We start from the raw sequence: 12,790 nt of genomic DNA, 5'->3' as shown, positions 1-12,790 counted from the left end.
AATGCTGCATTTTTATCTTATATCACAACAGTCAAAGAGGGCAATACGTAATGATTCATTTATACAGGTTCCCCTTCTGTTCGTCCAATATTTTGTTTCAAATAAGAGAAGACCCGCAGGCCTTCCCTTTTCAACCGTTGTCATGCATTTTCTTATTTTATTTTGATATCATACGTTTTGAGCCACGTATTGACCTGACAAAAATACGCGAGCAGCTGTGGTCCTTTCATGAGCTGTCCGAACCACGGGCGGGAAAGCGTGGAGCCTCCCGAAAAGACAAGTTCTTTCAGCCGGTCAGGATCAATCAGTTCATGGAGCGGGGCGTCCTTGTCTTGAAGAACCTCATTTAACTGAGAGGTCATCAATTCGGCGTACCGGGGGTTGTGGGTCTTGGGATACGGGTTTTTTTTCCGGTACAATACATCTTCGGGCAGAACAGGCTCAAGCGCTTTACGCAGTATACCCTTTTCTGTATCACCAAGTCTTTTCCAGTCTGCCGGGATATTCCATACATACTGTACAAGTTCATGGTCGGCAAATGGAACTCTCACTTCAAGACCGGTTCTCATACTCATCCGGTCTTTTCTTTCAAGAAGAGTCTGCATGAACCACTGCATGTTCAGCCAGGACATTTCCTTATGCGCCTTTTCCACGTTGTCTTCCTCTCCTGAAAGCGGGGTTTCCTCGATTGTTTCCTTATAACGTTGATAAGCATATTCCTTTAGATCGAACTTTTTCCGCCAGGCCGGATGGAGCAGAGACTGCCGTTCATGGAGGGAATCCATCCATGGAAAGCCTTCGCGTTCCATAAGTTCGCGTTTGTAAAACCACGGATATCCCCCGAATATTTCATCTGCACACTCCCCTGATAAAGCGGCGGATGCTTGCTTTTTAATCCTTCCGCAAAACCATAACAGGGAAGAATCGATGTCAGCCATCCCGGGTAAATCTCTCGCATACACAGCTTCTTCCAGCTTTTCAGCGAGAGTATCCACCGGCAGTACCTCGTAATGGTGTGCAGTTTTGAATGTTTCTGTCATCTGATTAATGTAATAACTGTCACTGTCCGGCTGAAACATATCCGCCTTAAAGTATTTATCATTATCTTCATAGTCGATGGAGAATGTCTGAAGTGCATCTTCATGATGCATGGCGGCAAAGGCGGTTAACGCACTGGAATCAAGGCCCCCGGATAAAAAAGTGCTGATCGGCTTATCAGATACAAGTTGTTTGACAGCAGCCTGATGAAGATAGTGCCGAACCGCTTCTGCCGTATTCTCAATGGAATCCCTGTGTGGCAGACTCTGTACATTCCAGTAGCGGGTGGTTTTCGTTCCCTGCCTGGAAACGGCCACTGTATGCGCGGGTTTCACTTCATAAATATTTTTATAAACACCGCAGCCGGGCGTCCGGGAAGGTCCAAGGCTGAACAGTTCCAGAAGTCCCCGTTCATCAACAGCTCCTTCGACGTCTGGATGGGCAAGAAGAGCTTTGATCTCCGAACCGAAAATAAAACCATTTTTTGTTTCGGTGTAGAATAATGGCTTCACGCCGAGCCGGTCCCTCACAAGAAATAATGTTTCTTCGGTTTCATTCCATACAGCAAAGGCGAATATGCCGTTTAATCTGTCTACACACGACTCTCCCCACTCCGCGTAAGAGTGCAGAACAACAGAAGTGTCCGAATGAGAGGAAAACGAATGCCCTCGTGTCTGCAGTTCCCGCCGCACCTCGTCAGTGTTATAAAGTTCTCCGTTATATACAATGACAAAACGGCGGTCGTTGATAAGTTCAGCCATTGGCTGGCGGCCGCCTTCCGGATCAATAATGATCAGGCGCGTATGTCCAAACCCAATATGACTGGACAAGTATGTCTGTTCATCATCCGGCCCCCTGAAACGGAGGGTATTTGTCATTTTCTCCAGTTCGTTCCTGTGTTGTCTCATATCCCTGTTAAAACAGAGCCATCCGGTTATCCCGCACATATCCATAACCCCTTTCTGCCCAATTCTCCTTCTCTGGCATGGTATGAGCGGGACAGGAATATGTGAACAAAAGGAAATAATACAGGTGGGCTCCCTTGTAGAAGCAGCCAGATGACGAAAAGGTCAAAGACAATACAAAAAACTGGGCAGCAGCCGCAATCCAGATTACAATGGAGGGCCGTCGTCCGGATTCCTTCTTTGGTTTACATCCTCTTATACTGTCTTCATCCATAAAAAACCTATTAAAATCTGGTATACCGATTTAATACAGCATCGACTGCGCTTCCATAGCTTTCGCCGAAAATATTCAGATGGACGAGCAGATAATACAGCTGATAGATCGGTTTTCGTTCTTCAAACAGAGGGTCAGGCCGGTGGAACTCTTCATAGGCCCGGTACATTGTATTGGAGAAGCCTCCGAACAAATGAGTGAAGGCCAGTTCAAATTCGGGATCTCCGTACCAGACGGCCGGGTCAATTAAAACAGGATGACCCTGTCTGCCGGGCAGCCAGTTGCCGCCCCACAAATCCCCGTGCACTTTCACCGGCCGGTTATGATCCGGAACCCACTCATCCAGATGGTCTAAAAGCCGGTACGCTTTCTCCGAGCGTTTGGACTGAAGACGTCCAAGGGAACGGCCCAGTTCAATCTGCGGAAGAAGCCGTTTATTCCTTAAAAACGGAAGCCATGAGCCCTCCCAGCTGTTAATCTGGGGGAGCTCGCCGATAAAGTTATCTTCTTCAAGACCGAATATGGACCCTTCTACAGCATGGAGTGCTGCAATCCCCCGTCCAAGCTCCTCTTCCGTCTGCGAAGACGACGTCCCGGTCACAGCCTCCATGACGATAAAATGTTTCCCCCACGTATATACTTTCGGAACAGCAAGGGCTTTTGCTTCCTGAAGAAATTGAAGACCGAGCGCTTCCTGACGGAAAAAATCGAGCGGTGCTTCCTCATGCCACTTTATAAAATAAGAGGTATCTGCGGTTTCAACAAGATAGGCCTGACTGATGCTTCCCCCTGACAACTGTCTGTAGTTTTTTATTTCTGCCTGTTCTCCTGCCTCCCGGAGAGTTTTCTGCATAAGCTCTTTCATATATTTTCCCTCTTTCGGATCCATTCAAGCAGCCCGTCACAACTTCTATGTATCAAGTCATAGACTTCCTCAAAGCCGCCGGTCATATAAGGATCCGGGACATCTTCCCCCTGCCTGTCCGGGTGAAAATCGAGCATTTTTTTCCGGCAGGCCTTTGTTTCTTCCAAAAGAGCATTCATGTTCTTGTCATCCATCGCAATAATGTAATCAAATGCTGCCGCATCGTCCTCTGTCAGCTGTCTTGCTTTTATATTTTCTGACGGGATGCCGTGGCGCTCCAGCAAATTCCGCGTTCCTTCATGCGGTGGTTTTCCTATATGCCAGTGCCCGACACCGGCGGAATCAATTACCATTTCATCTTCCAGTCCGGCCTTTGTCACTTTATCACGAAAGACGGCCTCCGCCATCGGAGACCGGCAGATATTGCCAAGACATAAAAATAATACGTTTACACTCATTGTTTATGGCACCTCATTTATCCTTATTATAACGCATCCGCCCGTCCATGCAATCAAAAAGGCAGAGCATGTATAACGATACGGCGCCTGGAACCCTTCAAACAGCTATAAGAAAAGCGCATCCGAGCCTTCATTGAGGCGTCGAAAACGCTGCTGCATCGTTATTGCGTCGTAAACCACTGCGCTGTTTTACACATACATATTTACAAGAAGCCCTTTAATCTCACCGACTTTATCGAGGATATCAATACTGGACTTCTGCTGATCCATCACCGAATTTGTTAAATCCATCAACTTTTGATCAACTTCTTCGACGATTTTATATACTTTCGTACGTCCGCGGCGGTTAAAACCATGTTTTTCTTCAAGATGCAGTCCCTGCTCCACAGACTCCATAAAATCTTTTACGAGTTTTTTATATTTTTTCAGTTCATCTACTGTCCGCGACTCCGCCAGAGCTTTGCCCTGGTCATCAATGTCCTGGATCATTTTAGTAAAGCGTTCGTACGCCTTCTCATTTCGGCGGTTGTTCATCACTTCAGAAAACTGGACACCTGGTTTCGGAGATTCTTTTGTTTTTTTGGAGGGAGGAGCTGTCCCTGTCTGCATAATTTTTTGGATATCCATTTTATCACGACCTTCATGGCATTCTATGAGTATTCTACCATATCTGCCGTTTCAAATAACACAACCGGCATCATGGCAGAAAGGATTTAATATTTTCTTTCCATTTCTTCAATAAGTATCAGTACTTCAGCAATAACAGAGTAAAGCTGCGGCGGTACATTTTCGCCAAGATCCATGTCGAGCAGGCTTTCAAGCAGCCCTGGGTCTTCCTGCAGATAAATGTCGTTCTCTTCTGCCAGGGAAAGAATATGCCTGGCTGCTTCTCCTGAGCCCCTCGCAGTCACACGTGGAGCCTGACCGTCTTCATATTTAATGACGGCAGCAGAAGGACCATTCTGCAGTTTCCGTTGAACGTGATTAAAGTAACCGGTATGATTCATATTTTATAATCGAATCCTTTCATTGTTTCAAATGGGTGCTCCGCTGGTTCCGGGCGTTCTTCCGTTATATCGTTGTGATTCACAGTCTCCGCCTGCTCTTCTCCAGGCCTGGACATTGGCTGATAACGGATATCCTGAATATTGTAACCTATTTCGTTTATGGATTCGGTGGCCTGTTCGACAAGCGGAGCCATTGTTTTTTCAAAATCAGGATCGTCATTTTTTAATGTTATGGCAAGCTGTCTGTCAGAAGCTTGAAGCATGATTCCTGTTTCACCAAGCGAAGCCGTTTCAATAAGGAAATAGAGGTTGCAGTTCTCCCAATCCATTTCCCCCTCGTCCTGGCGCGCCTGCACGTATACCTGCAGATCCTCCATGTTTTCTTTCAACGGGACAGGAAGATTGAATAGCAGCTGCTGCATATTGTTTCCCTGATCGGTTTTGCTCATCAGCTGCTGGCCTGTCAGATTAGATAGAGTCTGGCCCGCCTTTTGCTGCAGGCTGCTTCCGTCATTCTCATGCTTCATCAGCTGCAGCAAAGCGTCTTTCATATTCTGCTGCGCGGCTTTGTTCTGATGCTGCTGACTGCCGGATGTCGTAAGCATTTGTCCTAGTTCCTGCTCGCGGTTAAGGCCGAGTGAACGGACAAGCTCAAACACCTGACGCGAGGACGGTTCCTGCATAGCTGCGCGTGCCTGATCCGCCGTATACTGCACAGCCCGCTGCATTCCCGTGTTTCGAGCAGCTGTTTCTTCCCGCGTAATCATTTGCTTGACTTTCTGCTCCGAGGCATTGAATTCCATGGATTGAACCGACTGGCGAACTTCATCAACAACTTTCCACGCCGACTGAAACTTCCCATTCGATAGAAGCTGTTTTGCTTCTGTAAGCCGGGCGCTTGCCTGAAGCATATTTCGTTCCGTTTTCATATCAGTAAACAACGTGAAGTCACTTCGAAGAATGGAACGGTCCAGTTTGTGAATGGCTGCTTCCAGTACCTGTTTAGCCTGAGGTGCTGTCTGCCTGTTCTGTTCCAGCATCTTTCCGGTTTGTTCCAGCTGTTTGATCGTGTTCTTTTGCATCTGCTGAAATTCATCGGTTGCTTTCACCATACGGTTGGTGGTGGTTGTTTCCAGCATTGGTTTCGTTTCAAATGGAACAGATGACGGGCGTTCTGCGGAGGCCCCTTGAGAAAAAGCGACCGCTTCCCCCGGTGAGGCCGGCGGCATTCCTGTGGAAGCGGACGTCTGATTACTCGATGTGCCTGCACCAGCAGCCACCCCCTGATCTATCGCATTCATGATTCGGCCCCGTCCTGATTCCTCCAGCTGCATCAGCTGGTCTGTAAGCTTTACAATACGACTCATATCGTTTCCTTTGACACCGGATTGCTGAAGCATTTGCTGCAGCTCTTGATTCTCCTGCCCCGGTACCGTGGAAGAAAGGAGGGGCTGCATATGCCGCAGCAGCTGAGCAGACTCCGAATCCATCCCCTGTTTCTCTGAAAAAACATGTTGAAGAGCCTGCATCAGCCTCTTTTGTCCGGTTCCGGCCAGGAACTCCGCTTCCTGTATAGTTTTTTTCAGCACGCCGGCTGTTTCCTCTGAAAGATCCGGATGAGAAAGAAGATTGCTTTTTACCGCCTGTACAGCCTGATCCAGGGACCCGCCCTGCTGCAGCTTCTGCTTGATGGCGGCGGCTGCTTCACGAATATCTTTATGCTGGGAAGCGGAGGCTGCCTGTAAGGCGCGCTGCACGGTTTTTTCCAGCTGCGGAACATCCGCGGCCGATCCCGTCTTTGAAGAAGTCCATTCATTCATAAAATCCGAAGTCTGCCTGCTGCTGTGCAGACCGTCATGGATGCGCTGGAGATTCGCCGGTGTCATGTCCACCTGTTTTCCAGCCGCAGCTTTGATTGTGTTTAATTTCTGTTCAAGGCTTCCGTCTGCCTCGTCCATGAAACGCTGTACAGACGCGGCGCTGTCTTTTGTCAGAGGGGAGCCGGACTGCAGCATCACTTTGGCCGCTTTTGTCATTCCATCTGATGGATCCTGCACTCCCACTTTCTTTAAAAGACCGGACGTCTTCAGAGAAACGGTGCTCCCGCCTCTTTCTTCCTGTAAAGCCCGTACCTGAAGTGCCCCTTCTTTATTCCCTGTAACCTGGAATGCCACCTGGTTTTTCGCCGGCATCCCGCCCTGAAAGGATGCCTTTATTTTCGTTCCCTGCAGATCTAACAGAGCCCCGCCTTTGCTGTTTTGTTCGAGAACACGGCCCCGGTAGACGCCTCCTTCCTGCATCCGGTCTGCTCCACTTCTGCCTTGACCTGAAAATGAATAAACAGGTGTCTGCATCCTTTCACCCCCGTTTTCTGTGTCTCCCTGTTATATCGGCTCACATCACCGTTCTCTTTAATAAACAACGGCATTAAAAATTCCCGGAAAATCTGTCCGCTGTATTTTCCGGGAGTTCTGCCTTTATTTTTCATTTCGCTGCGGGAATCCTTTTGAAATGACCCGGGAGCCATACTTTTCTTCAAGACCGGTCATCGTACGGTGAAGTTTTTCTTTTTGTATCTCCTGTTCGTACGTGAACAGATCCAGCTGTTTGTACGCCTGATCCAGTGGAATGACATCGAGCCCCGTAATTCCAAGCAGTCTGACCGGATGATGGTCCCAGTATTTATCCAGAAGGGCTGTAGCTTCATGATAGATATCTTCTTCATTCCACAGCGGATTCAAAAGTTTTCTGCTTCTTGTTATTGTCGTTCTATTGTTATATCGGATCGTGATTTGGATGTTGCTGGAACACACCTGTTTTCGTTTCATTCGTTCTGCCATTTTGGAGGACAAATCTTTCAAAATATCCAGAAGCATCTGTCTTTGTGTAACATCATAGGCTGTTGTTGTTGATTTTCCTACGCTCTTGACTTCATTGGCCGCCTCCGGATTAATATCGCGCGGATCAATTCCATTTGCACGCTCATGAAGTTTCCCTCCATTCACGCCAAACCGGTCCTTCAAAGAGTCCTTGGACGTGGAAGCAAGTTGACCAATGGTCGTAATCTGCATCCTTCTCATTTTTTCAGCGGTCTTGTTCCCTACGCCGTGCATTTCTTCCACCGGGAGCGGCCACAATTTCCGTGGAAGATCCCGTTTTCTCAGAACCGTAATGCCGAGCGGTTTTTGCATATCACTGGCCATTTTCGCAAGAAACCGGCATGGAGCTATTCCTATGCTTGCAGGCAGACCCAGCTCCCTCTGCAGTCTATTCTGTATTTCCACAGCCAGTCCTGTAACATCTCTCTTTTGGAAAGCTTCTGTCACATCCATATAACCTTCATCTATCGAAACAGGCTCCACCATGTCCGTATACTCTTCAAGCAGCTCAAATATCCCGGCCGACGCCTTTCTGTATTTGTCAAAGTCCGGTTTCCTCAGTAGAAGCTCCGGACATTTTTTTAAGGCTTCCCATACAGGCATGGTTGTTTTTACACCGTATTTTCTGGCTTCGTAGCTGGCTGTCACAACAATCCCTCTGCGCTCCCTGGGGTTTCCCGCGATAGCAAGCGGTCTGCCGCGAAGCGAAGGGTCATAGGTCTGCTCCACACTCGCGTAGAAACTATTCATATCCACATGAAACACAATTTTCCCTTTCCAGGATTTTTCCTCCATTTCCAGCCTCCTTCAGCCGGTGTAAAGCAGCCTATCGTGCAGGCTGGGTCCACAACACAAATCCGCCGTCTATAAAAAAAGACTCTCCGTCACCGGTTAACGGTCCTCAGAAGCAGCCTGCTCTATAATGGTGGTTACCAGTTCGGCAAGTTTCTGCAGCTCGGATACAGGGATTTTTTCATCCGTCGTATGAATATGTTCATACCCAACGGCAAGATTAACGGTCGGTATCCCGTACCCGCTTATAATGTTGGCGTCACTACCTCCACCGCTCTGAAGCATTTTTGGTTCCAGACCAATCGTTTCCGCTGCTTTGAAGGCCAGCGCGACCACCCGGTCCTCCTCATCCAATTTATACCCGCTGTACATCAAGGTATCCTGCACTTCCGAGGTTGTTCCCATACTTTGTGCAGCATTCTGAACAGCCGATTTCATCTGTTCGACCTGGGTATTCAGCTTTTCTTCCGATAAAGAACGAGCTTCGGCGACAATCGATACTTCGTCACAGACGACATTCGTCGGTCCGCCTCCTTCAAAACTTCCGATATTGGCGGTTGTTTCTTCATCTATACGTCCAAGCGGCATTCTGCTGACAGCTCTGGCAGCTGCTGTGATGGCAGAAATTCCTTTCTCCGGGGCAAGACCGGCGTGAGCCTTTCTGCCATTGACTTTAATCTCCAGCTTACTTTGGTACGGGGCGCTGGTTACTATATGGCCGACACTTCCATCACTATCCAGCGCATATCCCATCTTTGCCCGCAGCAAAGACGTGTCCAGCGCTTTGGCTCCTTTGAGACCTGATTCTTCCCCAACAGTAATAACAAACTGGACCGGACCGTGCGGTTTATTTTCCTCCTGTATGGACCGGATGGTTTCAAGCATGACAGCAAGGCCTGCTTTGTCATCGGCCCCCAGTACCGTCGTACCATCGCTTTTCATAACCCCGTCTTCCAGTACAGGCTGGACGTTTTGACCCGGTGTTACCGTGTCCATGTGGCTCGTAAAATAAATCATATCCGCTTCTGCGTGAATCTTTTCTGCAGGCCACGTACAAATTAAGTTGCCCGCGCCGTGGCCGGTCACCCCGGCAGCACCGTCTTCTTCCACGATACATCCAAGCGATTCGAACCGCTGTTTCAGATGTCCGGCGATTTCCTGTTCATACCCGGTCTCTGAATCAATCCGGACCAGTTCCAGCATTTCGTTGGTCAGTCTCTCTTCATTGATCATTGCTTTCATCTCCTGTGGCATTGATTTCTTCCATCGAATTCATGGTTGAGGTTTATTGCGGCATTAAGTACAATACAAAGAAAGAGTTCGTCTGTGGAGGGATTTAAATGCCTAAGAAATTCCAGAGCATCATTATTTACATTATGATTATAACATTAGTCCTCGGGACTGTGCTCACCGGCGCCGCAAGTTTCTTTTAAACCGTCCCGAATGACAAAACGGTCCGGGTTCCCGGGCCGTTTACATTTTTTTTAAATCCTCATTCAGATAGAGTGGTTTTCTGTCAAAAAGCACCCCTCGTTTTTTTGCAGCATCCCCCATTGATTCCGGGCTGCTTTCAATCCACACTTTCACTCCGTTTTCGACTTTCTCAAATAATTCATTCACATCATCATTATGCATACGCACGCAGCCATTGGATACATAACCGCCGATGGATGAGGAACGGTTGGTTCCATGGATGCCGTATACCCGTCCATTCGTGTTTTCTGCATCAAACCCTATCCATCTGCTTCCAAGCGGATTATCAGGATCTCCTCCCTGTATGTCCTGCTTTCTGTAATACGGGCGCACAGCTTTCACTGTAATCGTGAATTCCCCTTCCGGAGTAAGTTCCTCTTTTTTCCCTGTCGCAACCGGATATTCTTTCACAATGCTTCCGCCATCAATAAATGCCAGCTTATTGGAGCTTTTATTAATAATGATATACGGATCACCGGGCTCTGGAACCGGGTTTAACGGCCATAACACAGATACTACAAGCATAACGAGCAGTGTACGTCCTCCTGTCATGTCAGCCACACCTTCAACCTGGCGGGTAACCAGCTTTTTTACCTAGCCTGTCTCTTTTTGCGGTCTCTATTCAACCGTTTTCCCGAAACGGAGCGGGTGCGCGTAGAATCAGGCTTAAACCGTTTTTTTACAAGCAGGTACGATTCAAGTTCATTCAGGATGTAAAACAAAGAGGAACGGACTTCGAACTCTTCACGGGTTTTCGGCAGTTCCATCTCCTGTATTTCTTCTTTTAAAGCATGAAGCTGATTGAGAAAATATTCTGCGGTATTACCGGGGGATACGCCTTCACTAAGCTCCTGCAGAAATAGAGCCATTTTTTTCCCCTGTATGACGGTGCGGTCCAGAGAAGAAATAAAAGGGAGGATTCGTTTGATGACATCAAACTGCTTTTCCCGCATTTTAAAATAATGATAGAAGTAATCATCGTTGCGCAAAAAATGATTTTCAATATTATTCAGTGCCATACCTTTGGCTTCTTCAATAATGGAAGCAGCTTCTGCGATTTCCTTCCCGTCCCAGCTGACCTCCCCATCCTTCAAATAAACGGCAAACTCCCGCCATATTTCACGGAAACAATCTTCAAGATGCACCTGTTTCCAGATCAGATCATTCTCCCTGCTCGGCATATACATGTTCATAATAAGGGCAATTCCTATACCGATAACAATCAGCAGCATCTCATTTACAATGATGGAAGTGGAAATGTTTTCAAACGTATATAAATGAAGAATGATCACAGCACTCGTCACTACGCCGCGCCTGACTCCAAGGGCAACCGCTGTCGGAATAAAAAGCAGAAACAGGATGGCGACGGAGACAAAGTGGTACCCAAATCCTTCAAACAGCACGGCCGCAAAGACGATGCCGATCAGACAAGCCACAAACCGTTCCCAGGAATCCCTCATCGACTCTTTTTTCGTAACCGAAATACACAGTATAGTGATAATCCCGGCAGAGACGTAAAACTCAAGGGACAACAGCTGCGCAATGAATATAGACAGGGCAGCGCCGACGGAAGTCTTTACTGTTCGATAACCTATCTTCCACCCAGTCATAGGAACTCCTTTTATTGTGTCATTTTGTCATTTCATAAAAAAACTGCACATTCCCATGTGCAGCGTTTCATCCTATGTAAAAATTATTATTGGTGCGCCTACCAGGATTCGAACCTGGAATGCGAGAACCGGAATCTCGAGTGATATCCCTTTCACCATAGGCGCATTGCTTGTGTCTCATTAACAAGACAAATTCCATTGTAACGAAGGGTGGATGAAACGTCAAGGGAAATTAATGAATCATAAGAAGTCTTTTCTTTAGGAAGACTTCTTATTTATGTACTCCATCGTCAAGCATATCATCAAAGTGGTATTCAATATCGTCCTGGGTATACCCAAGCTGATTAAGCTTTTTGGTGAAGTGGCCCGCATACAGGTTCATCCGTTCATTCATCTTCCTGTATTTTTTCCGTTCGGCATTGTTCTTAACGGTTTTCGCACGGTTTTCTGCATTGGACATAATACTTTCCGCTACAAAAAGCGACTGCCATATCTCCGTTTCATCCGGTTCCTGTTGTTCATGATCAAGGTACTGTATAACGTTTTGATAATAATCACGAAATTCTTCAAAACCAATTTCGGTGTCCATATTCAAGTATTCCTGAATCTTTTTGTACAGCTCGTTCATAGTTACTCCGCCCTTTATGTATAATCAAGACATGGTAATAGTACCACACCACCACATCAAAGAGCAAGATATCTCCTTCGCTGCACCTGCTGAGAAAGCCTTCACAAAAAGCAGGTCCATGGACACTAATCCGCCAAACAGCCTGCATCGTGTAAGTAGTATTGGTGGACACTAAAACTACACTGCCGCCCATTCGTGTCCTTTGATTTCCACCGGCCCCTTCTAATTCCTGATTTCAGCGGCATAGTATCCACCAAACGATGACTCGTGGACACTACTCCGCTTATTTTCAATGGCAGCCACACATTCTCTTTATCAAAAAAAGGAGCTGTACCTTTTGATACAGCTCCCTCTTGCTTTCATCAGCAATGTTCATCCAGTGCTTTTTCAAGCTGCTGGACGACTTCGATCGGCTCGTGCCCTTCGATTTCGTGACGTTCCACCATGCGCTTGATTTCTCCATCCTTAATCAGCGCAAAGGAAGGAGAAGACGGGGCATATCCGGTAAAATAAGATCTCGCCGTATCCGTTGCTTCTTTATCCTGTCCGGCAAATACCGTCACGAAACGGTCCGGCTGCTTCTCATAATTTTTCATGTAAGCCGCTGCAGGACGTGCAATTCCTCCGGCACAACCACAGACAGAGTTAACCATAACAAGTGTCGTTCCGTCCTGTGACAAAGTGGTTTCCACTTCTTCCGGGGTACCGAGCGGTTGATAACCGGCATCTTCCATTTCCTGTCTTGCAGGCCCCACGATATCGTTGACATAGAAATTAAAATCCATGTGTATCATCCTTTCATTTCTAAAATGATTCACTATTATTGTAGCTCAAAAGCTTAAAACAGTACAAGCAACAGAG

Annotated in this window: 13 protein-coding genes and 1 tRNA gene; 1 reads left to right on the top strand and 13 read right to left on the bottom strand. The window is 47.2% G+C overall.

The window, feature by feature from the left end:
- Positions 1 to 152: 152 nt before the first annotated feature.
- The 8 genes from asnB to ACFSUB_RS02600 form a co-directional block, all read right to left on the bottom strand.
- A complete protein-coding gene (asnB, locus tag ACFSUB_RS02635; RefSeq protein ID WP_380711626.1) occupies positions 153 to 1,985 on the bottom strand; it encodes an asparagine synthase (glutamine-hydrolyzing) in 1,833 nt (610 codons plus the stop codon).
- Positions 1,986 to 2,227: 242 nt separating this feature from the next.
- Positions 2,228 to 3,082, bottom strand: a complete 855-nt coding sequence (locus ACFSUB_RS02630) for a fructosamine kinase family protein (protein WP_380711625.1) — start codon at positions 3,080 to 3,082, stop codon at positions 2,228 to 2,230.
- Positions 3,079 to 3,540 (bottom strand): low molecular weight protein-tyrosine-phosphatase, encoded by a 462-nt coding sequence (locus ACFSUB_RS02625; protein WP_380711624.1) that lies wholly within the window; start codon positions 3,538 to 3,540, stop codon positions 3,079 to 3,081. The genes ACFSUB_RS02630 and ACFSUB_RS02625 overlap by 4 nt, the downstream gene beginning before the upstream one ends.
- 189 nt (positions 3,541 to 3,729) lie before the next feature.
- Positions 3,730 to 4,167 (bottom strand): YaaR family protein, encoded by a 438-nt coding sequence (locus tag ACFSUB_RS02620; protein ID WP_380711623.1) that lies wholly within the window; start codon positions 4,165 to 4,167, stop codon positions 3,730 to 3,732.
- Positions 4,168 to 4,253: 86 nt separating this feature from the next.
- Positions 4,254 to 4,547, bottom strand: a complete 294-nt coding sequence (locus ACFSUB_RS02615) for an EscU/YscU/HrcU family type III secretion system export apparatus switch protein (RefSeq protein WP_380711622.1) — start codon at positions 4,545 to 4,547, stop codon at positions 4,254 to 4,256.
- Positions 4,544 to 6,901, bottom strand: a complete 2,358-nt coding sequence (locus ACFSUB_RS02610) for a hypothetical protein (protein ID WP_380711621.1) — start codon at positions 6,899 to 6,901, stop codon at positions 4,544 to 4,546. The genes ACFSUB_RS02615 and ACFSUB_RS02610 overlap by 4 nt, the downstream gene beginning before the upstream one ends.
- 123 nt (positions 6,902 to 7,024) lie before the next feature.
- A complete protein-coding gene (locus ACFSUB_RS02605; RefSeq protein ID WP_380711620.1) occupies positions 7,025 to 8,221 on the bottom strand; it encodes a DNA polymerase IV in 1,197 nt (398 codons plus the stop codon).
- Between the two features lie 96 nt (positions 8,222 to 8,317).
- Entirely contained in the window at positions 8,318 to 9,451 is a 1,134-nt protein-coding gene (locus ACFSUB_RS02600; RefSeq protein WP_380711619.1) for a M20/M25/M40 family metallo-hydrolase, read from the bottom strand.
- 107 nt (positions 9,452 to 9,558) lie between these two features.
- Between ACFSUB_RS02600 and prli42 the strand changes: the two genes are divergently transcribed.
- Complete coding sequence (gene prli42 / locus ACFSUB_RS02595) at positions 9,559 to 9,651, top strand: stressosome-associated protein Prli42 (RefSeq protein WP_177195433.1); 93 nt, start codon at positions 9,559 to 9,561, stop codon at positions 9,649 to 9,651.
- A gap of 40 nt (positions 9,652 to 9,691) precedes the next feature.
- Here prli42 and ACFSUB_RS02590 read toward each other — a convergent pair whose 3' ends face one another.
- The 5 genes from ACFSUB_RS02590 to ACFSUB_RS02570 form a co-directional block, all read right to left on the bottom strand.
- On the bottom strand, positions 9,692 to 10,243 hold the full coding sequence (locus ACFSUB_RS02590) for a L,D-transpeptidase (protein ID WP_380711618.1): 552 nt from the start codon (positions 10,241 to 10,243) through the stop codon (positions 9,692 to 9,694).
- Between the two features lie 38 nt (positions 10,244 to 10,281).
- Entirely contained in the window at positions 10,282 to 11,301 is a 1,020-nt protein-coding gene (locus ACFSUB_RS02585) for an aromatic acid exporter family protein (RefSeq protein WP_380711617.1), read from the bottom strand.
- Positions 11,302 to 11,391: 90 nt separating this feature from the next.
- Positions 11,392 to 11,466, bottom strand: a tRNA-Arg gene (locus ACFSUB_RS02580).
- 106 nt (positions 11,467 to 11,572) lie between these two features.
- Positions 11,573 to 11,929 (bottom strand): hypothetical protein, encoded by a 357-nt coding sequence (locus ACFSUB_RS02575; protein WP_380711616.1) that lies wholly within the window; start codon positions 11,927 to 11,929, stop codon positions 11,573 to 11,575.
- 362 nt (positions 11,930 to 12,291) lie between these two features.
- Positions 12,292 to 12,714: a BrxA/BrxB family bacilliredoxin gene (locus tag ACFSUB_RS02570; protein WP_281244669.1), complete on the bottom strand. Its 423-nt coding sequence runs from the start codon at positions 12,712 to 12,714 to the stop codon at positions 12,292 to 12,294.
- Positions 12,715 to 12,790: the final 76 nt, after the last annotated feature.

Origin of the sequence: Salibacterium lacus (assembly GCF_042684865.1) — a bacterium.
Classification (GTDB): Bacteria; Bacillota; Bacilli; order Bacillales; family Marinococcaceae; genus Salibacterium; species Salibacterium lacus.
Note: the sequence above shows the minus strand (reverse complement) of the source record. Positions and strands in the feature narration are given on the sequence as shown.